The organism is Acinetobacter sp. 24-47-47 (genome assembly GCF_057737035.1).
Genome location: NZ_CM173216.1, coordinates 483098 through 506478 on the forward strand (window position 1 = coordinate 483098; position 23381 = coordinate 506478).

A 23381-nucleotide genomic window follows, 5' to 3' on the forward strand; every position below is an offset into this window, starting at 1 on the left:
AATTACATTCTCATTGGACCAGCGCCACCACGTGCGCCACGTTTAGCTGAGTCATTTGATGAATCAGAGCCATCCGCAATTACAACTTTATCGCCTAATTTTAAACCGCGTAAAACTTGTGCTGTTGCACGGTTATTTAGACCGATAAGAACAGGGGTCGGTTTGGCTGTGCCATCTGCTTGAAGTACGCGTACCATAGCCATGGAAGCTTTACCTTGATCGACTAATTTCTTTTCCTCAGCGGTTAATTCTAAACGCTTAGGACGATCAGCTGATGAACGTTCGGCACGCCCTTCACCACGAGCTTGTTCATTACGTTCTTGAGCATTGGAACCCGCATTTGCACCACGCTGGCGAGCAGGACGATTAGAGCTTTGAACAGCAGAAGATGGAATAGTCAGTGCATTCTTTACTTCATCTAACACGATATAAACTTGAGCAGTCATATCAATACGCAATTTTCCATCTTCATTAGGAACATCGAATAGAGCGTTGTAATACACAGCTGTGCTTGATGAAGATGAATTTGAGTTGTTGGTTTCTGTATTGATTGAGTTAGGTGCAGGTTCAACTTGACGCAGTGTTGCGTAATGCTTTTTCTCGCTATTACCTAAAGTAGTGAAATAAACAGTTTGACCTTCCTCAACACGCATAACATCTGCTTCAGAAATTTCAGCCTTAACCGTCATGGTGTCAAGTTTTGCTAATTTCACGATGGTTGGCGCGCTTTGATTCGCGTTCACTGTTTGACCTTCTTCAGTCACAATTGCCACAATTGTGCCATCCATCGGAGCAACGATACGGGTATAGCCTAAATCTTCTTTGGTCGTCGCCAGTGACAATCGAGATTGCTCGATTTGAGCATTCATCGCGACGATATCGGCTTGAGCAGTTTTATAACTTGCTAATGCGGACTCATATTCGGCACGAGAAGTTGCATCTTGGGCATACATGGCTTTTTGGCGATTATATTCCGCCTCAACTTTAGTCAGATTTGCTTGTTTGACTGCCAATTGAGCCAACTGATTTTTAATGCTGGCTTCAGCTGTTTTTAGATCATTTTCCTGACGAACGGAGTCGATTTGAGCAATCAGTTGACCTTGTTTGACTTGGTCGCCCAATTGCACATACATTTTTTTCACCTGACCTGAAACCTGTGCACCAACGCTAACCATTTTGGTCGCTTCTAATACACCTGTTGCAAGGACAGAGTTTTCAATATCACCACGTGTCACTTCAGCGGTAATAAACTGAGGTTGCTCATCTTTAGGTTTAAAGAAATACCAAGCTAAAGCGATAGCTGCAATCGTAATGATCGCGATGATAATCAATTTCGTTGGTTTTATTTTTTGCATGGCGATATTGAAAAATGACGGAAATTAAGCGAATTATAATGATGAAATAAGGATAAAAAGTGTATTTTTCTTAAATAAAATCAATAATCATTTTTATAGTTATAAATAGACCTTGCTCGTTAACTAAGCAAACAAGGTTTTTCCACATAATTCAGCAATGGCTTGTTGCATGAGGTGTTCTGGATTTTCATTATTTTTGCCTTTGATGGCAGCATCGATTCTTAATAGCAATTGTGGCCATGTGAGAAATTGCTTGGGATTAAGACGTCTCAAGGCTTGTTGATAAAGACTGACTTTGGTTTTCCAGATGCCGAGTTGTAATGCATTTTGTGGTTGCTCAAAAAGTTGCATCAGTAAGCGCATTTCTTTGCTTACCGTCCATAATACTAAACTGTGTGGTTCGCCAGCTTCGACTAAATATTGGTATATTTTGATCGCTTGACTTAGGTTGCCTGAAATTAATGCATCGCTTAAGTCAAAAGTGGTATAGCGTGATTGATCTTGTAAGCATTCGAGCAAATGTTGCATTTCAAGATGCTGTACATCGGGGAACGTGTCTGCCAGACGCATTAAGCTGTTTTTAGCAGCCAATAAATTATGTTCGTGGTGGACTTCGAGCCATTGCCATGCATCTTGGCTCAGTTGAATCCCAATTTTATCAGCTTCTATGCTGAGTATACGCTGACGATCTTGCGCATAAGTTGCTGTAAGAGGAACCAAGACGCCATTGGCTTCAATCGTTTGAAAAAACGCCGACTTTAAGCTACTGCTATCTTGCTTAGGCATAATGATCAACAACAAGTTGTGTTCATTATGCTGGATATAATGCTTGAGTAACTTTAACGCATTGGCATCTGGCTTAATGTTGCCATGGACCTCTACTGCGAGATTTTGTGAAAAAAGAGAAAGGCTGTTGAGTGCATTAAATACATTTTTCCAATCAGCAACGCTTTGGATGTCATAGCGTTCTCTTTCCACGTGATTGATGATCCAACTTTGACGGAAAGCATCTAAAAGATTTTGCTCAAGTAAAGGTTCTTGACCATGTAATACCCATGCACCACGTGCTTCGTTTACACGTTTTAATGCTTGTAGATAATCTAACTTCATTCTGAGTTACGGATTTTCAGAGGCAGTAGGTTCAAAAGTTTGTTGCACAGGTAACAGTACATTTGCTTCTGCTTTTGGCAGACGGTTTGCAGCAATTTGACGAGAGATCTGTTGAGCAACATCGTCAATTAAGATTTCACTGAGATATTTATTTTGTTGATCATCTGTGTTCACGGTTGCAACATTATATTGATATGTACGTGTCGCAGTTAAAGTTCGAGGTTTTGTCACCAAGTTACCTTGACGATCTTCGATTTGGAAAGTCACAGAAAGTCTGAGTAGAACTTCAATGAGTTTGCCGTTGAGCTCATGGCGAATTGGCTTATAGTCGATGATACGTAATACATATGCATCGTTGGAATTACTCAGTTGCACACCTGCAGCAGTGAGATAAACACTGAGTTTACGCTCTAAATCTGAAGTATTGGCAGGGAGTGCCAATTCAAGCTTTGTATAAGCCAGTGGCGTTGAAGTTGGATTGGTCCCTTTTAGATGAAATCCACAGCCGACCATAGTTGCGCTTAAGCCTAAAGTTAGAACAGCAATAGCTAAACGTTTGCTCAAATGCATTGTAGATCCTCTGTGTATTTCCTGAGACGCAGGATAAATTTTGAATATTCTGATTGTATGTGCAAAGCCCGTTGACTGGCAACGGGCTTTGTTTGGGAATTGTGAAATCCTTATATTCCCCTCCTTTTAAAAGAGGTGAGAAGCAATGCTTCGCAAGGGAGATTAAATCCCTCCAAACCTCCCTTTCTTGCGCTTTGATCTAAAGCTGTGCTTTATATCTTACTCAGTGAGGCTTTAAGGTTCTTAAACCACCAAATTCACTAATTTATTCGGAACAACGATTTCTTTCTTGGTTGGACCTGTTAAGAATTGTTGTACTTCAGGCAATGCTTTTGCTTGCGCCAGAATGTCATCTTTCGATGCATCGACAGGCACTTCAAGTTTGCCACGAAGCTTACCGTTCACTTGAACCACGATGGTTTGTGTATTACGTGTTAATGCAGATTCATCCACTTGAGGGAATAATGTTGCATTTAACTCGATACCAAACTGCGCCAATAACGTTTCACTTAAATGCGGTGCAAATGGTGCAAGCAAAGTTAAAAGCGTTGTAATAGATTCACGTGCAACAGCAACATCGTTGTCATCTTTCGCTTCAAACTTATTGTTCGCATTCAGAAGTTCCATCATCGCTGCAATCGCAGTGTTAAATGCATGACGACGTTCGATGTCATCACCCACTTTTTGGATGGTTTCGTGAGTCTTACGACGTAAGTCTTGAGCCGCAGTTGAAAGCGCAGCTTTATCAATCGCTGATGCAGTATTACCTTGTTCAAGGAAACCAGTTGCCAAGCGCCATACACGTTTTAAGAAGCGGTTTGCACCTTCCACACCTGCATCTGACCATTCAAGTGATTGATCAGGTGGTGCAGCGAACATCATAAATACACGTGCAGTATCTGCGCCGTATTGGTCAATAATCGCTTGTGGGTCGATACCGTTATTTTTCGATTTCGACATTTTTTCTTGACCGCCAACGATAACGTCTTGACCATCACCTTTGTATTTTGCAGATGTGATACGACCTTTTTCATCACGCTCAAGTTCGATGTCAGCAGGGTTGAACCACGTTTTTTTACCTGATTCAGATTCGCGGTAATAGGTATCAGCAAGTACCATACCTTGCGTTAACAAGTTGGTGAATGGTTCGTTACCTTGTACCACGCCTTCATCACGCATCAATTTGTGGAAGAAGCGTGCATATAACAAATGCAGAATCGCGTGTTCAACGCCACCGATGTATTGGTTTACAGGCAACCACGTTTGACCTGCTTCAGGTTTTACCATGCCGCCAGTAAAGTCTGGAGATGCATAACGTGCATAGTACCAAGATGATTCTACAAATGTATCCAGCGTATCTGTTTCACGACGTGCATCACCGTTACAGCTTGGACATTTCGTTTCATAGAACTCAGGCATCTTGTTGAGAGGGTTACCTGAACCATCAGGTACAACGTCAGTTGGAAGTACAACAGGAAGTTGATCTTCAGGAACTGGCACTTGACCACAGGTTGGGCAGTTAATCATTGGAATCGGACAACCCCAATAACGCTGACGAGATACACCCCAGTCACGTAAACGGAATTGAACTTTTACATTCGCAAGACCTTGTGGTTCTAATTTTGCAAGGAAAGCATCAAATGCACCTTGGAAGTCTAAACCGTCAAATTCGCCTGAATTGACCAATTTACCTTCTTTTGAACCGTACCATTCTTGCCATTCTTTCGCATCAAAATCATTATCATCAACGCCTTTGGCATCAATGACTTGCTTAATAGTTAAGCCATACTTATTGGCAAATTCGAAGTCACGTTCATCGTGTGATGGAACCGCCATCACCGCACCTGAACCGTATGACATCAATACATAGTTTGCGATCCAAACAGGAACTTCTTCGCCTGTTACAGGGTGCTTCACAGAAAGACCTGTTGCCATGCCTTTTTTCTCAGCAGTTGCAAGGTCAGCTTCTGCCACTGAACCCATACGGCATTCTTCGATAAATGCAGCAAGTTCAGGGTTATTTTCCGCAGCTTTTAATGCCATTGGATGTTCTGCTGCAACTGCAACATAAGTCACACCCATTAATGTATCGGCACGTGTGGTAAAGACTGTTAAACCATCTGCATAAACGTCTGGGTTCGCTGAAGGGAAGGTGATTTCCATCCCTTGTGAGCGACCAATCCAGTTACGTTGCATCGTAAGGACTTGTTGTGGCCAACCGTCTTTGAGTGTGTCTAAATCGTCAAGTAATTCTTGCGCATAGTCAGTGATGCGGAAGTAGTACATTGGAATATCACGTTTTTCAACCAAGGCACCTGAACGCCAACCACGACCATTTTCTACTTGTTCATTTGCAAGTACAGTTTGGTCTACAGGGTCCCAGTTCACTGTTGAAAGCTTACGATAAATTAAGCCTTTTTTATAAAGCTGAACGAATAACCATTGTTCCCAACGATAATATTCTGGTGTACACGTTGCAAATTCACGATCCCAATCAACCGCAAGACCTAATTTTTTAAGCTGATTACGCATGTAATCGATATTTTCAAAGGTCCATTTTGCCGGTGCAACTTGGTGTGCAATCGCAGCATTTTCAGCAGGTAAACCAAACGCATCCCAACCCATTGGTTGTAATACAGTTTCACCTTTTAAACGGTGGAAGCGGCTGATCACGTCACCAATCGTGTAGTTACGTACATGACCCATATGCAGTTTGCCACTTGGGTAAGGGAACATCGAGAGGATATATCGACGTGGACCTTCTACAGTGTCGGCAACTTTAAAGGCTTTGCGAGATTCCCAGTTCTGTTGAACTTGGGGCTCAATCGCACTGGCTTGGTATTCAGAGTCAATGTGAGTAGTCATATACGTAATACAAGAGAACGGTTAAAAAATTTAGCGCACAGCATAGCGCAAAACGCACCTAAAAGTGAATTTTACAGACTGAAAATGGATGCAAAACTTAAATTAAGATCAAAAAGACAATTTCACTCATTTGAAACTTGAGTTTCGCTTAATGGAGCAGCATTTGTGTTTTGTGACTCAGTATTTGAAGCACCGTTTGTGTGCTGTTGCGTTGGTATCGTTTGAGTCTGTGAGGTTTGAGGAGCTTCGCTCGGGTTTGTATTGGTATTGACTGAGGTTGTTGGTGCTTTCCAACCATATGTTTCAACTTTACCTTTCTTTTTTGCTGATTTTGGTGGCGGGGTAGTGGTGTAGTGGGTTGAACCATTTTGATCGACCCATTTGTAATATTCTTTTGCCTGCACCATAGATGAATAAATAGAAACGAAAACAACCGTTGATGCTAAACAAGAAAGTTTTAAAGATGATGCTAGTGAATTCATGACTTCACCTATAAAGAAATATGAGGGGAGTGAGTTCTTTTACACGTTTATATCGCAGCATTTTGCTGGATACTGATGAAGATTAATTGGTTTTATTTTAATCAAAAAAATCATTTTGCGTATAAATTGTTTTATATAAATATTAAAAATAAGTGTTTGAAATTTTTTTTATAAATCATCCAACCAAAAGTTATCGTTTGAAAAATAATCGGTTGGTAAATAAACAATAAAAAGGTTTCGGCAAACCTTGACTTTGGTCGTGAAAAAACTAAAAATGCTGCTCTAGTTTTATATGTTTTGTTCGATCACCCTTCGAATAAATATCATAGCTTGCAATAACGTTGTCTCTAAGCCGAGACAATGAAATAGCAGAAATATGTTTATCCCAACATGTTGAATATGCAGTCGCAACTCAAACGGTTGTGATCGAAAAATTTTATTATTGCAGCAAAAACGATGAAATATGTGTGCTATAACAGTGCATACAAACGAATGAATGAAACACGACTTATGTCTCCCATAACCGTCGTGGAAATAAGATTAGGGTGAATACGTTGGAACTTTTATCTGGTGGTGAAATGCTTGTTCGCGCATTGGCGGACGAAGGCGTTGAACATGTTTTTGGATATCCAGGCGGCGCAGTTTTACACATTTACGACGCGCTATTCAAACAAGACAAAATTAATCATTACCTCGTGCGTCATGAGCAAGCTGCTGGTCATATGGCAGATGCATACTCGCGCGTAACAGGTAAGACAGGTGTTGTACTGGTGACTTCGGGTCCAGGTGCGACTAACACTGTGACACCAATTGCGACAGCTTACATGGACTCAATCCCAATGGTGATTTTGTCTGGTCAGGTTGCAAGCCATTTGATTGGTGAAGATGCATTCCAAGAAACGGATATGGTTGGTATTTCTCGTCCAATCGTGAAACACAGTTTCCAAGTGCGTCATGCGAGTGAAATTCCAGCGGTTATTAAAAAAGCTTTCTATATCGCGTCATCAGGTCGTCCAGGTCCTGTGGTTGTTGATATTCCAAAAGATGCAACAAACCCTGCTGAAAAATTTGCATACGAATATCCTGAAAAAGTAAAAATGCGCTCTTACCAGCCGCCACATCGTGGTCATACTGGACAGATCCGCAAAGCTATTGATGAATTGATCAATGCTAAACGTCCTATTATTTATACGGGCGGTGGTGTTGTTCAAGGCAATGCATCACATTTATTGACTGAATTAGCGCATCTATTGGGTTATCCAGTAACCAATACATTGATGGGGCTAGGTGCATTCCCCGGTAATGATCCTCAATTTATTGGTATGTTGGGTATGCATGGGACATATGAAGCGAACATGACCATGGGTCACGCTGATGTGATTCTATGTGTTGGTGCGCGTTTCGATGACCGTGTAACCAATAATCCTGCAAAATTCTGTCCAAATGCGAAAGTGATTCACATTGATATCGATCCTGCGACGATTTCAAAAACAATCATGGCGCATATCCCAATCGTGGGTGCGGTAGAGCCAGTTCTTCAAGAAATGTTAGCGCAATTAAAACAGCTGAATATTTCTAAGCCGAACCCTGAAGCTATTGCGGATTGGTGGAAACAAATCAATGAGTGGCGTCAAGTTCATGGTTTGAAATATGAAAAACCAACTGACGGTACGATGAAACCTCAACAAGTTGTTCAAGCTTTAGATAAAGTAACGAACAGCCAAGCAATCATCACTTCTGATGTTGGTCAACATCAGATGTTTGGTGCGTTGTATTACAAATACACACGTCCACGTCAATGGATTAACTCAGGTGGCTTAGGCACGATGGGTGTTGGTCTTCCATATGCGATGGCGGCTAAGCTTGCATTCCCTGACCAACAAGTTGTTTGTATTACAGGTGAAGCATCCATTCAGATGTGTATCCAAGAGCTCTCAACATGTAAGCAATATGGCCTAAATGTTAAAATCTTGTGCTTAAACAACCGTGCTTTAGGTATGGTGAAACAATGGCAAGATATGAATTATGAAGGTCGTCACTCAAGTTCATATGTTGAGTCATTGCCTGACTTTGCGAAGTTGATGGAAGCTTACGGACATGTAGGTATTCAAATTGATCATGCGGATGAGCTTGAATCGAAGCTTGCAGAAGCAATGGCGATTAATGATAAATGTGTATTCATCAACGTGATGGTTGACCGTACTGAGCATGTTTATCCGATGTTAATCGCGGGTCAATCTATGACAGATATGTGGTTATCTAAAGGGGAGCGCACAGCATGAGACATATCATCTCTGTTCTCATTGAGAACGAATCTGGCGCGCTTTCACGTTTAGTGGGTTTGTTCTCACAACGTGGTTATAACATTGAAACTTTGAACGTTGCGCCAACAGAAGACCCAACAATGTCTCGTTTGACATTGACGACTTATGGTGATGATCACAAGATTGAGCAAATCACAAAACAACTCAACAAACTTGTTGAAGTGGTTAAAGTGGTTGACCTTTCTGAAGGTTCACACATTGAACGTGAATTGATGTTAATCAAAGTAAAAGCTTTGGGTTCTGCGCGTGCTGAAATTAAACGCACAGCAGATATCTTCCGCGGACAAATCGTGGATGTAACACCAACGACTTACACGATTCAAATCGCGGGTACAACTGAGAAAATTGATGGTTTTATTGATGCTTTGGCAGAGAATACCATTCTTGAAGTTGTACGTTCAGGTGTGTCTGGTATCGCACGTGGCGAAAAAGTTTTAACAATCTAATTTTTTATTAACAAATTCTTCCCTCCTCCGAGAGGAGGGGGTTGGCGAACCACATTAACATTCGCTAATCAAACGGAAGCCAAAGCATTTTAGCGGAGACAGCAATGCAAATTTTTTATGATAAAGACTGCGACTTATCTATCATCCAATCTAAGAAAGTAGCAATCATTGGTTACGGTTCACAAGGTCACGCTCACGCGCTTAACCTTAAAGATTCTGGCGTTGACGTAACTGTTGGTTTACGTGCTGGTTCTGCTTCTTGGAAAAAAGCTGAAAATTCTGGTCTTAAAGTTGCTGAAGTTCCTGCTGCTGTAGCTCAAGCTGACGTAGTAATGATCTTGACTCCAGATGAATTCCAAGCTCAACTTTACCGTGATGTAATTGAGCCAAACATCAAGCAAGGTGCTACTCTTGCATTTGCTCATGGTTTCTCTGTTCTTTATAACCAAGTTGTTCCACGTGCTGACTTAGACGTAATCATGGTTGCTCCAAAAGCACCTGGTCACACTGTACGTTCTGAATACCAACGTGGTTCAGGTGTTCCTGATCTTATCGCGATTCACCAAGATGCTTCTGGTAATGCACGTAACCTTGCGCTTTCTTACGCTTCAGGTGTTGGTGGCGGTCGTACAGGTATTATCGAAACTTCTTTCCGTGAAGAAACTGAAACTGACCTTTTCGGTGAGCAAGCAGTTCTTTGTGGTGGTGCTGTTGAATTGGTTAAAATGGGCTTCGAAACTCTTGTTGAAGCTGGTTATGCGCCAGAAATGGCTTACTTCGAATGTCTACACGAACTTAAATTGATCGTTGACTTAATGTTCGAAGGCGGTATCGCGGACATGAACTACTCTGTATCTAACAATGCTGAGTACGGTGAATATGTAACTGGCGTTGAAGTAATCAATGAACAGTCTCGTGAAGCGATGCGTAATGCGCTTAAACGTATTCAATCTGGTGAATATGCGAAGATGTTCATCCAAGAAGGTGCGTTGAACTACCCATCTATGACTGCTCGTCGTCGTCAAAACGCTGCTCACGGTATCGAAGTAACTGGTGCTAAATTGCGTGCGATGATGCCTTGGATTCAAGCAAACAAAATCGTTGATAAAGAGAAAAACTAATTTCTCGAATCATCTGATTTGAATGCGAAAGCCCACTCAAAATGAGTGGGCTTTTTTTGTCTTAAAAAATGGATCAGATTATTAATTAAAATTGTGTGCCTCAAGGTAAGGCAGTGTTTTTCATTTCTTGTATTTTATTCAAAGTAGGGCACTGCTTCCTTGCACTTCGTAAAAAAACAGTGTTTTGTACTCGTTCATACCTTGGATTATTGATAATAGGTTACCACTATTTTAGGAACCTTGAATCCTGAGACTTGTCTTTTTTGTAATGCATTAAAAAAAGACGACAGGCATGATAAAAATAGTCATTAAAAAGTAACTCAATGACAGGTAGATCAAGTTTTAGCTGAGTGAGGCTTAGCTAAACATAATAATTAGTATCTAACAAGAATACTTAATAACTCAAGGATTGAGGTTGGGAATGAAATTATCGTTTGTATGTTACTTATTGGCGATTTAGCCCATCTGTAGATGGGCGCAACAAACCATTGATATTGAGAAAAAAACGCCAAATAGTGATGCTGAGCTTGTCTTGGATAATGTTCGCTTATCAATGCAGCGATTATTAAGGTCAACAGATAACGAATATTTTTTGAGTCTTTATTTGGATGTGCTTCATCCAAACGCAACGCTTACTTCGCTCAAAGACAACGTCGCTATCCAATTTAAAGGGGAGCAAAAAGGCGATCAAGTTTTTTTAAAGCAGAACAATCGAGTGATGATTCAAATACATTTCAAGAGTTTAAAGAACAGCTTAACTATAAAACGAATGTGTTTAAATCTACATTGGTCAATCATGCGGGTGTGATTCGAACAAAGAAATTCGAGCCTGCTTTTAAAGTAAAAAATATGCCTGATGTGAGTTTTAATTTCTACGGCATATCTAAAGCTGACCATCCTTTCAAACGATTAATGACACGTATCGAGGTGTTTGACAAAGTCAATCAAAAAAGATTGCAAATACTTGAAGGCTTTCAAGCGTTTCCCAATAGTATTGGTTATATGGATGTGAATTTTGATGGTTACTATGATGTAGTGCTCTCTGATCTGTCAGAGGATAAAACGCTTCAAGATCGTCGTTTTATTTACTGAATTTATGATTCTGTTCAACAAAAATTTAACCGTGCAGAGCAGTACGAGCAAATCGTTGGATTTCCACTGTTACATGGTGATAAACAGCACATCGATTTTTCTAATGGACAGGTTTATACAATTGTTGAAGGCAGTTTGAAACCAGTAGCAGTTAATGCTGAACAAGAAACTAAACAATTAGAAGATCGGACATCATCAGAATCCTCTGTAGCACTTCAAGGAGAAAACTTGGAAAAACGGATTGAAGAACCACCAGTGAACTCTGGTCAAGAGCAAGAGCCTTAAAAATGTGAAAATCTGAATGAGTCTTATGACAAGGCTGTCATAAAACCATCATCATATTGACATTATGTTCTTTTAAATTTTAGGGATAACATTAATAAAAGGTGTGATGATGGCACTCCTAAATTTACAAGCAACACAACAAAAAAAATTATTTGAATTATTGGACATTAAAAAAAATACGTCATTTGAGGATTTTATTCTTCTTCCTGATGCTGATCAGCCTAAACGACATCCTCAATTAAAAATTGCCATTGTGACAGAGACATGGTCACCAGAGATTAATGGTGTTGCAAACTCACTGATGAATTTATGTCTGGGTTTGCAGAAGCGAGGTCATCAAATTTTGTTGATTCGTCCCCAACCCAAAGTGAAATGTAAACGGTTTAAACCTGATGCAGAGTGTTGGGTGCATGCTCAGGCGATTCCGAAATATCCCACCTTACAATTCGGTTGGCCACAGTTTTCTAAAATCTCAAAAGCGGTTGAGGTATTTCAGCCAGATGTTGTGCATATTGTGACAGAGGGACCATTGGGATTTGCGAGTCTAATGGTAGCTAAATCTCAGAATATTCCTGTTTCAAGTGGTTTTCACTCTGCCTTTCAAGAGTTTAGTCGATACTTTGAGTTTCCTTTTCTCGTTAAACCTATCTCAAAATATTTAACATGGTTTCACAATAAGACAGACGTGACTTGTGTGCCAAGTTTAGATACACAGCATGCTTTAAAACAAATGGGAGTAAGCGGTGAGTTAAGGGTGGTGGGGAGAGGTGTTGATACCCAATTATTTAATCCGAATAAAAGATCGGAGTTGCTCAGAGAGCAATGGAATGCAAATGAGCATACACGAGTTCTGATTTCCGTTGGTCGGTTGTCACCTGAAAAAGAAGTAGACCAGATTATTCGGACTTTTTTGAAAAAGAAAGGTGAGGTTGATCATTATACTAAATTGGTCATTGTCGGAGATGGGCCAGATCGAGTAAGGCTTGAAGACCTTGCGAATCATCACCCTGATATTATTTTTATGGGAAGTTTGACTGGTGATGATTTGGCATGTGCATATGCCAGTGCAGATGTGTTTATTTTTCCAAGTCAAGTTGAAACCTTTGGAAATGTCGCGCTTGAAGCATTGGCAAGTGGCTTGCCTGTGGTGGCTTATGATTATGCATGTGCCAAACTGCATGTTGTGCACAATGAAACGGGATGGCTGATCCCTCTCGGTGATCTAGATATGTTCGAACGAGCAATGACAGCAACATTGAATCAATCCGATTTAAAAATAATGGGTGAGAAAGCGCATCTTGCAGTTGCTGCAACAGGATGGTTGAAACCTGTTATTGATTTTGAGCAAGCGTTATTTTTTGCTGTGCATCGTACTTTATTTCACTAAGTTATCTTGAATTTGTAGATTCTTGTCGCGTGTTTGAGGGTGGTCGGTGAATCAGTCATCTATTCTAATTATGACAAGTATTTAATGAAATCATCATCATAATGAAATGATCCATCTCTAAAGTAAAAGTATGAAAAAAATACAAAAGAGGTGTGATGATGGGAATCATGGACACTGTATTGCCTAGATCGACAACGCAATATGATCACCAGAGGCTAAAATTTAAAAATCAAAACTCCGATCGTGATGTATCGGTGCTTGAGCAATTGGGGCGATCTAGATTAAAAATAGCTGTCGTTACGGAGACATGGCCGCCAGAACTGAATGGTGTTTCATTGTCTTTACTACAGATTTGCAAAGGTCTACAGAAACTTGGTCACAAAATTCTATTGGTGCGACCTTCACAAAAACAAATATGTTCGGAATTTTCACCGAATCGTGAGTGTTTGGTGAATGGTCAAACCATTCCGAAGTATGCCCATATGCAATTTGGCTGGCCACAGTATGGCAAAGTGGCTAAAGCTTTTGATGAATTTCAACCAGATTTGGTGCATATCGTGACGGAAGGACCATTAGGTTTAGCGGTACTTCAGCTCTCAAAAAACAAAAAGATTCCTGTGAGTAGTGGTTTTCATTCTGCTTTTCATGACTTTAGTCGTTTTTATGATCTTGCATTTATGGTCAAGCCGATTCAGCACTATCTCAAATGGTTTCATAACAATACGCAATTGACCTGTGTACCAAGTCAGGACTCGGCTGATGCGATACGTAACTTTGGTGTTACATGTCAAGTTGAAGTGATTAAGACTGGGGTGGATGTTGAAAAGTTTTCACCTACTTTTCGAAGTGTGCAACTCAGACGACAATGGGATGCTTGTGAGAATACAACTGTCCTGCTTTATGTTGGTCGTGTTTCACCTGAAAAAGAAATTCAGGTGTTAATTGATGCCTATTTAAAACTTAAAACACAAACAACGCGCAGATTTAAGTTGGTCATCGTGGGGGATGGGCCCGATTATTCGCGTTTGGTTCGTCAAAGCAAACATACCGATATCATCTTTACTGGAAGCTTAAGTGGTACAAATCTTGCTGAATCATTTGCAAGCGCAGATGTATTTGTTTTTGCCAGTCAAGTAGAGACTTTTGGCAATGTCGTGCTTGAAGCGATGGCGAGTGCATTGCCTGTGGTTGCTTATGATTATGCTTGTGCTAAGCAGTATTTAGATGCGGAAACAGCATGGTTAGCACCTTTGGGTGAGCCTGCAACCTTGGTTCAATATATTATTAATCTGCCCCAGAACAAACGCTTGCATGCAATGGGGATGCAAGCAATGAAAAAAGTACAACAAGTCGGATGGCAACATCCAGTTCAACAACTCGAACATGCATTTTATCGTGTCGTGCAGCAGAAAACGCTTACGGCCTGAACGATAGGAGTAGAGTGTAATGAATTTTAAAAATACCAAAATAAAAATACTCGATCTTGATCTAAGAGGATGTCTCTATTTCAATAATCTATCGCATACACAAAGTATTGCACTCATATTTAAAATTATTAGTCGGCTCGGAGATGGAGTTTTTTGGTACATGATGGTGGCGTTGGTGTGGCTACTGCAAGGACCGCAATACACTATTCAAATTTTATATATTGTTGTTGCTGCTTCGTTAGGTACGCTGATTTATAAAATTTTAAAAACAAAAACAGTACGTCCACGACCATACCAAGTTCACCAAGTTATTCATATCGGCGAAAGACCACTAGATCATTTTAGTTTTCCATCTGGTCATACATTGCATGCAGTAATGGCAACAATCGTATTGGGTTATGTAGAGCCTGTCTTGCTGATTATGATGATGCCATTTACCATTTTGGTTGCGTTGTCGCGCATGGTATTGGGATTGCATTACCCAACTGATGTTTTAGTTGGTGCCTTAATTGGGGCGACGGTTGCGAGTGGTATTATCTTGGCTGCTCCAGCATTGAATATCATATTGTGAGGGTAAGTTGATTGCATGGTGAGGCGTACAAAAGCAATATAATTGTACGTCTTGATTTGCTTTTTGCTAAAATTAAGCCATGAATTTACCAAAGATGATTTAGGAATAAGTATGGGTTTACGTTGGACAGACACCCTTGATATCGCAATTGAACTGTATGAAGCCCATCCAGATGTAGATCCACAATGGATCCGTTTTACTGATCTTCATGCATGGGTTTGTGCGCTTCCAGAGTTCGAAGATGATCCAAACAAATCAACAGAAGGATTGTTAGAAGCAATTCAAATGGCTTGGATTGACGAAGCTCGATAATTCATCGGTCGAAAAAAACCATTTTTTTACACGCGAAAAGCAGATAATCGCGCATTATTCGGTATAATGCGCCAAAATTTTCATGTCAATTTGACTAAAGGAGCCAATCATGGCTATTGAACGTACTTTATCTATCGTTAAACCAGATGCAGTTGCTAAAAACCACATCGGTGACATCTTTGCTCGTTTCGAAAAAGCTGGTCTTAAAATCGTTGCGACTAAAATGAAACATTTAACTCAAGCTGAAGCTGAAGGCTTCTATGCTGAGCACAAAGAACGTGGTTTCTTTGCTGACCTCGTTGCGTTCATGACTTCTGGTCCAGTTGTTGTATCAGTTCTTGAAGGTGAAAACGCAGTTCTTGCTCACCGTGACATCCTTGGCGCTACTAACCCTAAAGAAGCTGCTCCAGGTACAATCCGCGCTGACTTCGCTGTAAGCATCGACGAAAATGCTGCTCACGGTTCTGACTCTGTAGCATCTGCTGATCGTGAAGTTAACTACTTCTTCGCTCAAACTGAGATCGCTCCACGTACTCGTTAATTCGCAGTATTCAAACCAGATAAGTGCTATACTGCTTATCTGGTTTTTTTATTTCTGAAAGATTTTATTGCTTGAAAATTGAGCATGTTCTTTTATCCCACATTATGGTTTAGGTAATACTCATGAATTCTGAAGTTGTCGCTTCATCCGTCAATTTAGATGAACAACAGCCCACTACTGTTCAAGTGCAGCAGGCTGATACTGTACAGAAAGTGAATTTACTTGGCCTGTCACGTCCGCAAATGGAAAAATTCTTTGAGGATATGGGGGAGAAAAAGTTCCGTGCGGGTCAGGTGATGAAATGGATTCATCAGTTCTTCGTTACTGATTTTGCTGAAATGACCAATATTTCAGGGAAATTACGTGAAAAACTTGAAAAGATTTGTGAAATTAAAGCACCAGAAGTCGTGCATAAAAACTATTCTAAAGATGGAACACGTAAGTGGGTATTCCGTGTAGGTGATGGTGCGGGTTCTTTGGTTGAAACAGTACTGATTCCTGCTGAGGATAAAACGGGTTCGCGTAAAACCTTATGTATTTCATCACAAGTCGGTTGTGCTTTGGACTGTTCGTTCTGTTCAACAGGAAAACAAGGTTTCCAACGCGATTTAACACAGGCTGAAATTATTGGTCAGTTGTGGATGGCGAACTATTCCTATATGGAAGATGTGCCTGTTGCTGAGCGTGAGCGTTCTGTGACCAACGTGGTAATGATGGGTATGGGCGAACCATTATTGAACTATGATGCTGTGCTTAACTCAATGCGTATCATGCTTGATGATTTCGCCTATGGAATGTCTAAACGCCGTGTCACATTGTCAACGTCAGGGGTTGTGCCGAAGATAGATCAATTGGCTCAAGACATTGATGTTGCGCTTGCAATTTCATTACATGCAACCAATGATGAGTTACGTAACGAATTAGTACCAATTAATAAAAAATATCCCTTAGAGCAACTCATTGCAGCGTGTCAGCGTTACATCACTAAAGATGGTAATGAAAGTGCACGTAAGCATGTCACAATTGAGTATGTCATGTTAGACGGGGTCAACGATCATCCCGAACATGCACAGCAGATGATTAAGTTGTTGAAAAATTTACCAAGTAAAATTAACTTGATTCCATTTAATCCATTCCCACATGCACCATACGGGCGTTCGAGCCGAAATCGCATCATTTCTTTCCAAAAAACTTTGTCTGATGCTGGTTTTGTGTGTACGATTCGTCAGACACGTGGGGATGATATTGACGCAGCTTGTGGTCAATTGGTAGGTCAAGTGGCTGACCGTACTCGTCGTGCAGAACAATGGAAGAAAAAAGTGCTAGAACGTAATGAAATTATGCGTTCACAAGGCTAGTTGTATCATTTAGATGTGAATGATTAAAAAGAGGGAGGCATCATTTGAGCAAGCCGATGTATAAAAAAATAGTCATGACGATGACAGTCGCTTTATCTGGATTGCTTTTCTTTGGATGCCAAACTACCAGTGGCGATACGAGCAAAAAGGATCCTGAGAAATCAGTGAAAGTTCGTACCCAAATGGCGGCTGAATATATTCGGAATGGAAATTTAGATGCTGCCAAACGTGTGCTTGATCAGGCATTAGAGGTTAATTCGCGCGATTCAACTGCAAATATGATGATGGGGGTGTTGCTTCAGCAAGAAGGAAGTGACATCAACATGCAACGTGCAGATCATTATTTTTCTCGTGCTATTTCAATTGATCCTAAAAATGCGCAAGCACGTAACAACTATGGTACGTATTTGTATCAAGTGAAGCGATATAATGATGCTGTTAAACAGCTTTCAATTGCAGGCGCAACGCTTGGATATGACCAACGTCATCGTGCATTAGAAAACCTTGGACGGATTTATCTCATTCTAGGGGATATACCGAATGCTGAAAAAACGTTCAAACAAGCACTGCAAGTCAATCGTGACTCGACTATTTCAATGATAGAGTTAGCAGAGATATTTTATCTGCAAAAGAATAATATTGCCGCGCGTCAGCTATATGAGCAATTTGTACTCAAAGTTGGCCAGCAAAATCAAGGTGCGCGAGCACTCTGGATTGGTTTACGTATCGCACGTGCCAATGGTGATAGAACGGGAATGTATGTGCTGGTGAATCAGTTGCGTACTTTATTTCCAAATAGTCAAGAATTTCAACGTTATTTGCAATTACAGTTCAATACTGAGGCCGTATGGAAGTAAATCCTAATTCACAGCAACCTACTGGTTCAAACGTAGCACCTAATGCTTTAGGAAATATTCAACGCCCTGGCGAGTATTTGCGTCAAATCCGTATTTCTCAACAACGTGATCTGGTCAAAGTTGCTGGTGATTTGAAAATGCCAGTAAAAACGCTTGAAGCGTTAGAGCAAGACGAATACAAATCGTTGCCAGAAGCGACTTTCATTAAGGGATACTATCGTTCGTATGCGAAGTATCTCAAAGTTGATGCCTCTGCTTTGATTCAACGTTTTGATGAAATCTATCAAAATGATACAGGTTTACTGCCAAATCATGCTTTGAACAATTCTCCAATTAAAATTATGGGGAAACTTCCTGGCTCGAAAAGCGTACGTAATCGCAAGTGGATTAAACGCATCGTGATTGCGTTAATTATTTTGGGCGTGGCTTGGCTATTAATCTCCGCAATCCAAAAATGGGCTGCTAAAGGTGATTCGTTAAACACTGATACGAATCAATCCAACAATGTCCAAATTCTGACCTTAAACAATGGTACAGGCACGACTGAAGCAGTATCAGGCGATACGATGAATCTCAGTTTTAGCCGCCCTACATCAGTACACATTGTGGACAGTACGGGTAAAGTTTTAGCAACTGGACGCCAATCAACTGCGATTAGTTTGAATGGACAGTCTCCATTCCAAATTCGATTAGATGATGCTCAAGCCGTTTCATTGAGTTTAAATAATGAAAATATTTCATTGTCACCATATACCGTAAACGGAAAAGCTGAATTCCGTTTATCACGTTAATGGGTTAAAGGTAAAACGATGATCGAGAATCCGATTCGACGCAAACCAACACGTAAAATTCGCGTAGGTTCTGTGTATGTGGGTGGCGATGCGCCAATCAGTATTCAAAGCATGACCAATACTGAAACTTGTGATGTAGCTGCAACAGTTGCACAAATTCAACGTTGTGTGGATGCTGGCGCAGATATTATGCGTGTGTCTGTACCGAGTATGGAAGCCGCTGCTGCTTTTGGAGAAATCCGTAAACAAGTGCAAGTTCCACTCGTTGCCGATATCCATTTTGACTATAAAATTGCTTTGGCTGTTGCAGATTTGGGTGCAGATTGTCTGCGTATCAACCCAGGGAATATCGGTTCAGAAGCAAAAATTCGCGAAGTGGTTGCTGCGGCTCGTCACAACGATATTTCAATGCGAATTGGTGTCAATGCAGGCTCTCTCGAAAAAGATATTCAAAAGAAATATGGTGAGCCAACAGGTCAAGCTTTGCTTGAGTCAGCAATGCGTCATATTGATATTTTAGATCGTTTGGATTTCCAAGAGTTTAAAGTGTCAGTGAAAGCATCGAATGTCTTTTTGACGATGGATGCTTATCGTTTGTTGTCACAACAAATTGACAATCCTTTACATTTAGGGGTGACTGAAGCTGGAATTTACCGTACTGGTTCGGTGAAGTCGGCAATTGCACTGGGCGGATTGTTAATGGAAGGCATTGGCGACACCATGCGAATTTCATTAGCAGCGGAACCTGAGGAAGAAATCAAAATTGGTTTTGATATTCTTAAATCTTTGGGCTTACGTTCAAATGGTATTAACTTTATTGCTTGCCCAAGTTGTTCACGTCAAGAATTTAATGTCATCAAAGTGATGCAAATGCTTGAAGAGCGTTTGGAAGATGTACGTACTCCAATGGATGTTTCTGTCATCGGGTGTAAAGTCAACGGTCCTGGTGAAGCTAAAGAAGCTGATATTGGTGTAGTGGGCGCAAGTCCACGTTCACTGGTGTATCGTAATGGTGAAAAGAGTCATTTAATTGACACAAATCAATTAGTTGATGAAATCGAAAATATGGTTCGTCAACGTGTTAACGAGCTTGAAAAAGCTAAATCAAAAGAGATTATTCGCACAGGTTTTTCTGAGTAGATCATGAGTTCAATCGTCGCAATCAAAGGTTTTAATGACATTCTCCCAACGCAAACCCCAGCTTGGAGACGTCTTGAACAGCATCTGTCTGGTTTGATGGATGCCTATGGCTATCAACAAATTCGTTTGCCGATGGTTGAACAGACAAACTTGTTCAAGCGTTCTATTGGTGATGCAACGGATATCGTTGAAAAAGAGATGTATACGTTTTTAGATAAAGGTAATCCTCCTGAGTCTTTGACTTTACGTCCTGAAGGTACTGCGGGTTGTGTACGTGCTATGCTCGAACATAATTTGCTTCGTGGTGCGACACCGCGTGTTTGGTATATTGGACCGATGTTCCGTTATGAAAAACCGCAAAAAGGTCGTTACCGTCAATTCCATCAATTTGGTGTGGAAACGTTTGGTGTTGCAACTCCTGATCAAGATGCTGAACTGATTTTGATGACTGCGCGTCTGTGGAAACGGATGGGTGTTGCGGACAAAGTTCAATTAGAGCTCAATACTTTAGGTGAGTCAGATGAGCGTGCAGCTTATCGCGCAGCCTTGGTTGAGTTTTTAGAATCACATAAGTCAGATTTAGATGAAGATTCGCAGCGTCGTTTAACGACGAATCCACTGCGTATTTTGGACTCTAAAGATGCAAAAACTCAAAGCATTTTAGAAAATGCGCCTAAACTTCATGACTTTATGGGTGAAGAGACGCTGGCACATTTCCAACAATTACAGCAATATCTAACCGATGCAGGTATTTCATTTGTCATTAACCAAAAGTTGGTTCGTGGCTTGGATTACTATAATAAAACTGTATTTGAATGGACGACGACACATCTCGGTTCACAGGGTACGGTTTGTGCTGGTGGTCGTTATGATGGTTTAGTGGGTCAGTTAAAAGGTAAACCAGATCAATCGGTTCCTGCGGTTGGTTTTGCAATGGGTATTGAGCGTTTATTGCTTCTTTTAGAACAAGTAGAAGACAATATACCAGTACGTGATTGTGAAGTATTTTTACTTGCAGATCCTGGGACGCAAGGTAAAGCTTTAGTTTTGGCTGAGCAAATTCGAGATCAACTTGAAGCTGCAAGTAGTTCAGTGCGTCTGAAAGTTGGCTCTCAAGGCTCGATGAAAAGTCAAATGAAAAAAGCGGATCAGTCTGGTGCAATTTATGCCTTAATCTTTGGTGAGCGTGAAGCTGAGGTGCAACAACTTTCAGTCAAAGAGTTGGCTACAGCAGAGCAGACACAAGTAGCGGTCAATGACATTGTGCCGTTCATCATTGATAAACTATCTTCAAAATAAATTTAAGAACATAAGGAAAGGGCGATCATATGAGCGCAATGACTGACGAAGAACAACTGCATACAGCAAAGTCGTTTTTTAAGAAATATGGATCGGCGTTGATTACGCTGATTCTTCTTGCCCTGATCGCCTTTTTCGGATGGGAATATTGGAAGAAGAAAAACGTAGCAGAAGATCAAATACAGACTGCTAAAGTACAGCTCTTGGTTGATGAAGCGAAAGCTGCAACAACTGATCCTAAAGTAGCGACTGCTTTGGATGGAACTGCTGAAAAAATTGTAAAAGAAAATCCTGATTCGATTCATGCGGTTCAAACGCAATTTGTAATGGCAAAATTGGCTTATGACCAAGAGAATTATGCCAAAGCTGAACGTGAATTGAAAAAAATTGAAAATGCTCAAATCAAAGATGAAGGTTTACAACACATCATTAAGCTTCGTTTAGCAGATGCTCAACTGGCACAAAAAAAATATGATGAAGCTTTAAAAACATTGTCTGGTTTGACTTTGCCCGCTTTCAAAACAACTGTAGATGAAGCACGTGGCGATATTTATATTGCTAAGAATGATATTGAAAATGCGAAAAAAGCTTATCAGAGCGCGTGGGATAACTTAATTGCAACTAAACAAGAACGCCAAATCTTACAAATTAAACTCGAAAGTGTTGGCATATTAGTAGATGATCCTGAAATTGAGCGCCCAATTTTAGATATACAAACGGATGAGTCTTAATGGATAGAAAGTATAAAATTTCTTTTGTTCTAGCGACATTGTCGTGTGCACTAATGGCGTGTACAAGCAATACGGTGAAAGAAGAAAAGGTGAAACCTAATCCGTTGCCTAAAATTCAGCAATCGGTGAGCTTAGCACCTATTTTTTCACATAATGTTTCAGCGACGGATGCTGCTGATCCATTGCGTTTGAGAATGGCGAATGATCAAGGTGTTTTATACTTTTTAGATCCTAAGGGACAGGTTTCTGCATATCAAGGTAAGCAGCGTGTCTGGGAAAAACAAGTTACCAAGCTTGGTTTAAGTTCAGGTGTTGAAGCGGCCAATGGGTTAGTGATCGTCGGCAACAAGAAAGGTCAACTGTTTGCTCTCGATCAAAAAACGGGTGATATCCGTTGGACTGCGCAATTAAGTGGTGCAATTTTGAGTGCGGCGCTTATTCAGACTGGTCGAGTGATCGTTGTTGCAAATGACGGTACGGTGTTTGGTATGGATGAAAAAACAGGTCAACAAGTGTGGACCTATCGTATGCCAAACGAACAATTGAGCTTACGCGGTCAAGCTTCACCTGTGCGCTTAGACCCACGAACAGTGTTAGTGGCCTCGTCAAATGCATACGTGTACGCAATTGATAGTCTCACTGGAACTTTGCGTATGCAAAGACGTGTGGCAGTCAGCGATGGTCGTTCTGATATACAGCGTTTAGTTGATGTGGATGCAGATCCAATCGTTGCAGGACAATTGGTTGTAACCACTAGCTATCAAGGCCAAGTCACTGTACTAGATCTAGTTTCGCAACGTGTGATTTGGAGTGAAGATGCAAGCAGTATTAATCGTGCTGAAGTTGCAGGTCGCCAAGTCTTCGTCACGCAAACAGATGGTAAAATTGTATCGTTTGATCTGGTGACGGGCCAGCCGTTATGGACTAATGATCAATTGCTTAACCGTCAATTAAGCAACCCCGTAATGTTAGGTCAGTATTTAGTGGTAGGTGATTATGAGGGGGTACTCCACCTTGTAGATCCTAAAAATGGTCAACTTGTTGGTCGTGAAAAAACGCGTGGTGAAGTACGTTCGTTACGTGTAGTGAACAATCAGCTTTACTCAGTGACACGTACAGGCGCACTTACAATTTGGCAGAATCGTTAATTTTTTCTCTGCTTATGGTAAACTAGTCGCTGAATACATATTTTAAGTTCGGGGTGTTGAATTTTCAGACCCCGACATTTTTATTTTTAAGTAGATGATTCGTCTAACTTCTTCCACAGTTTCTGATGTTCAGGCCAATTGAGTTGGCTGATCTTGTTAAAGGTTAATC

At 40.7% G+C, this 23381-nt stretch carries 22 protein-coding genes; 17 read left to right on the forward strand and 5 right to left on the reverse strand.

From position 1 onward, the window contains the following. Positions 1–2: 2 nt before the first annotated feature. The 5 genes from AC1M9E_RS02265 to AC1M9E_RS02285 form a co-directional block, all read right to left on the reverse strand. A complete protein-coding gene (locus AC1M9E_RS02265) occupies positions 3–1355 on the reverse strand; it encodes a MacA family efflux pump subunit (protein ID WP_035270155.1) in 1353 nt (450 codons plus the stop codon). Between the two features lie 123 nt (positions 1356–1478). Next, positions 1479–2465, reverse strand: a complete 987-nt coding sequence (holA, locus tag AC1M9E_RS02270) for a DNA polymerase III subunit delta (RefSeq protein WP_035270157.1) — start codon at positions 2463–2465, stop codon at positions 1479–1481. Positions 2466–2471: 6 nt separating this feature from the next. After that, on the reverse strand, positions 2472–3035 hold the full coding sequence (locus AC1M9E_RS02275) for an LPS-assembly lipoprotein LptE (RefSeq protein WP_035270158.1): 564 nt from the start codon (positions 3033–3035) through the stop codon (positions 2472–2474). A gap of 243 nt (positions 3036–3278) precedes the next feature. Beyond that, entirely contained in the window at positions 3279–5900 is a 2622-nt protein-coding gene (gene leuS / locus AC1M9E_RS02280) for a leucine--tRNA ligase (RefSeq protein ID WP_488224981.1), read from the reverse strand. Between the two features lie 122 nt (positions 5901–6022). Next, positions 6023–6382, reverse strand: coding sequence for a DUF4124 domain-containing protein (locus tag AC1M9E_RS02285; protein ID WP_481597929.1), 360 nt, complete (start codon positions 6380–6382; stop codon positions 6023–6025). A 554-nt stretch (positions 6383–6936) separates the two neighbouring features. On the opposite strand from AC1M9E_RS02285, the gene AC1M9E_RS02290 reads away from it, so the two are divergent. The 17 genes from AC1M9E_RS02290 to bamB all read left to right on the forward strand — a co-directional run bounded on the left by AC1M9E_RS02290 (position 6937) and on the right by bamB (position 23212). Further along, positions 6937–8664 carry an acetolactate synthase 3 large subunit gene (locus AC1M9E_RS02290; protein ID WP_035265632.1) on the forward strand — a complete coding sequence of 576 codons (1728 nt, stop codon included), beginning with the start codon at positions 6937–6939 and terminating at the stop codon, positions 8662–8664. Beyond that, positions 8661–9152 carry an acetolactate synthase small subunit gene (gene ilvN, locus AC1M9E_RS02295; protein ID WP_035265631.1) on the forward strand — a complete coding sequence of 164 codons (492 nt, stop codon included), beginning with the start codon at positions 8661–8663 and terminating at the stop codon, positions 9150–9152. Before AC1M9E_RS02290 ends, ilvN begins: the two co-directional genes overlap by 4 nt. A 104-nt stretch (positions 9153–9256) precedes the next feature. Next, positions 9257–10273, forward strand: a complete 1017-nt coding sequence (gene ilvC, locus AC1M9E_RS02300) for a ketol-acid reductoisomerase (RefSeq protein WP_035265630.1) — start codon at positions 9257–9259, stop codon at positions 10271–10273. 771 nt (positions 10274–11044) lie between these two features. Beyond that, on the forward strand, positions 11045–11365 hold the full coding sequence (locus AC1M9E_RS02305) for a hypothetical protein (protein ID WP_488224982.1): 321 nt from the start codon (positions 11045–11047) through the stop codon (positions 11363–11365). A gap of 135 nt (positions 11366–11500) precedes the next feature. Continuing rightward, positions 11501–11650 (forward strand): hypothetical protein, encoded by a 150-nt coding sequence (locus AC1M9E_RS02310; protein ID WP_488224983.1) that lies wholly within the window; start codon positions 11501–11503, stop codon positions 11648–11650. Between the two features lie 109 nt (positions 11651–11759). After that, complete coding sequence (locus AC1M9E_RS02315; protein ID WP_488224984.1) at positions 11760–13037, forward strand: glycosyltransferase family 4 protein; 1278 nt, start codon at positions 11760–11762, stop codon at positions 13035–13037. A 155-nt stretch (positions 13038–13192) separates the two neighbouring features. Next, positions 13193–14464, forward strand: coding sequence for a glycosyltransferase family 4 protein (locus tag AC1M9E_RS02320; protein WP_488224985.1), 1272 nt, complete (start codon positions 13193–13195; stop codon positions 14462–14464). A gap of 19 nt (positions 14465–14483) precedes the next feature. After that, the gene (locus tag AC1M9E_RS02325) at positions 14484–15035 is read left to right on the forward strand and encodes a phosphatase PAP2 family protein (protein ID WP_481607944.1); all 552 of its coding nucleotides are present in this window, start codon (positions 14484–14486) and stop codon (positions 15033–15035) included. A 111-nt stretch (positions 15036–15146) separates the two neighbouring features. Next, positions 15147–15347 carry a Fe-S cluster assembly protein IscX gene (iscX, locus tag AC1M9E_RS02330; RefSeq protein ID WP_035265625.1) on the forward strand — a complete coding sequence of 67 codons (201 nt, stop codon included), beginning with the start codon at positions 15147–15149 and terminating at the stop codon, positions 15345–15347. Positions 15348–15456: 109 nt separating this feature from the next. Next, complete coding sequence (gene ndk, locus AC1M9E_RS02335; protein ID WP_035265623.1) at positions 15457–15888, forward strand: nucleoside-diphosphate kinase; 432 nt, start codon at positions 15457–15459, stop codon at positions 15886–15888. A gap of 122 nt (positions 15889–16010) precedes the next feature. Next, entirely contained in the window at positions 16011–17246 is a 1236-nt protein-coding gene (rlmN, locus tag AC1M9E_RS02340) for a dual-specificity RNA methyltransferase RlmN (RefSeq protein WP_035265621.1), read from the forward strand. A 56-nt stretch (positions 17247–17302) separates the two neighbouring features. Continuing rightward, a complete protein-coding gene (gene pilW / locus AC1M9E_RS02345; protein ID WP_488224986.1) occupies positions 17303–18103 on the forward strand; it encodes a type IV pilus biogenesis/stability protein PilW in 801 nt (266 codons plus the stop codon). Further along, on the forward strand, positions 18094–18894 hold the full coding sequence (locus AC1M9E_RS02350) for a RodZ domain-containing protein (RefSeq protein ID WP_481589257.1): 801 nt from the start codon (positions 18094–18096) through the stop codon (positions 18892–18894). The genes pilW and AC1M9E_RS02350 overlap by 10 nt, the downstream gene beginning before the upstream one ends. Before the next feature lie 18 nt (positions 18895–18912). Next, on the forward strand, positions 18913–20034 hold the full coding sequence (gene ispG / locus AC1M9E_RS02355) for a flavodoxin-dependent (E)-4-hydroxy-3-methylbut-2-enyl-diphosphate synthase (RefSeq protein ID WP_092767631.1): 1122 nt from the start codon (positions 18913–18915) through the stop codon (positions 20032–20034). Positions 20035–20037: 3 nt separating this feature from the next. Further along, positions 20038–21333 (forward strand): histidine--tRNA ligase, encoded by a 1296-nt coding sequence (gene hisS / locus AC1M9E_RS02360; RefSeq protein ID WP_488224987.1) that lies wholly within the window; start codon positions 20038–20040, stop codon positions 21331–21333. Between the two features lie 29 nt (positions 21334–21362). Beyond that, the gene (locus AC1M9E_RS02365; RefSeq protein WP_180028873.1) at positions 21363–22064 is read left to right on the forward strand and encodes a YfgM family protein; all 702 of its coding nucleotides are present in this window, start codon (positions 21363–21365) and stop codon (positions 22062–22064) included. Further along, positions 22064–23212: an outer membrane protein assembly factor BamB gene (gene bamB, locus AC1M9E_RS02370; protein ID WP_180028872.1), complete on the forward strand. Its 1149-nt coding sequence runs from the start codon at positions 22064–22066 to the stop codon at positions 23210–23212. The genes AC1M9E_RS02365 and bamB overlap by 1 nt, the downstream gene beginning before the upstream one ends. Positions 23213–23381: the final 169 nt, after the last annotated feature.

Excerpts from the sequence above, each read along its gene's own strand:
- holA (WP_035270157.1), bottom strand. The coding sequence starts at position 2,465 with ATGAAGTTAGATTATCTACAAGCATTAAAACGTGTAAACGAAGCACGT.
- AC1M9E_RS02315 (WP_488224984.1), top strand. The coding sequence starts at position 11,760 with ATGGCACTCCTAAATTTACAAGCAACACAACAAAAAAAATTATTTGAA.
- bamB (WP_180028872.1), top strand. The coding sequence starts at position 22,064 with ATGGATAGAAAGTATAAAATTTCTTTTGTTCTAGCGACATTGTCGTGT.
- AC1M9E_RS02265 (WP_035270155.1), bottom strand. The coding sequence starts at position 1,355 with ATGCAAAAAATAAAACCAACGAAATTGATTATCATCGCGATCATTACG.
- ispG (WP_092767631.1), top strand. The coding sequence starts at position 18,913 with ATGATCGAGAATCCGATTCGACGCAAACCAACACGTAAAATTCGCGTA.
- pilW (WP_488224986.1), top strand. The coding sequence starts at position 17,303 with ATGTATAAAAAAATAGTCATGACGATGACAGTCGCTTTATCTGGATTG.
- AC1M9E_RS02285 (WP_481597929.1), bottom strand. The coding sequence starts at position 6,382 with ATGAATTCACTAGCATCATCTTTAAAACTTTCTTGTTTAGCATCAACG.
- AC1M9E_RS02350 (WP_481589257.1), top strand. The coding sequence starts at position 18,094 with ATGGAAGTAAATCCTAATTCACAGCAACCTACTGGTTCAAACGTAGCA.
- ndk (WP_035265623.1), top strand. The coding sequence starts at position 15,457 with ATGGCTATTGAACGTACTTTATCTATCGTTAAACCAGATGCAGTTGCT.
- rlmN (WP_035265621.1), top strand. The coding sequence starts at position 16,011 with ATGAATTCTGAAGTTGTCGCTTCATCCGTCAATTTAGATGAACAACAG.
- leuS (WP_488224981.1), bottom strand. The coding sequence starts at position 5,900 with ATGACTACTCACATTGACTCTGAATACCAAGCCAGTGCGATTGAGCCC.
- hisS (WP_488224987.1), top strand. The coding sequence starts at position 20,038 with ATGAGTTCAATCGTCGCAATCAAAGGTTTTAATGACATTCTCCCAACG.
- ilvC (WP_035265630.1), top strand. The coding sequence starts at position 9,257 with ATGCAAATTTTTTATGATAAAGACTGCGACTTATCTATCATCCAATCT.
- iscX (WP_035265625.1), top strand. The coding sequence starts at position 15,147 with ATGGGTTTACGTTGGACAGACACCCTTGATATCGCAATTGAACTGTAT.
- AC1M9E_RS02365 (WP_180028873.1), top strand. The coding sequence starts at position 21,363 with ATGAGCGCAATGACTGACGAAGAACAACTGCATACAGCAAAGTCGTTT.
- AC1M9E_RS02325 (WP_481607944.1), top strand. The coding sequence starts at position 14,484 with ATGAATTTTAAAAATACCAAAATAAAAATACTCGATCTTGATCTAAGA.
- ilvN (WP_035265631.1), top strand. The coding sequence starts at position 8,661 with ATGAGACATATCATCTCTGTTCTCATTGAGAACGAATCTGGCGCGCTT.
- AC1M9E_RS02275 (WP_035270158.1), bottom strand. The coding sequence starts at position 3,035 with ATGCATTTGAGCAAACGTTTAGCTATTGCTGTTCTAACTTTAGGCTTA.
- AC1M9E_RS02320 (WP_488224985.1), top strand. The coding sequence starts at position 13,193 with ATGATGGGAATCATGGACACTGTATTGCCTAGATCGACAACGCAATAT.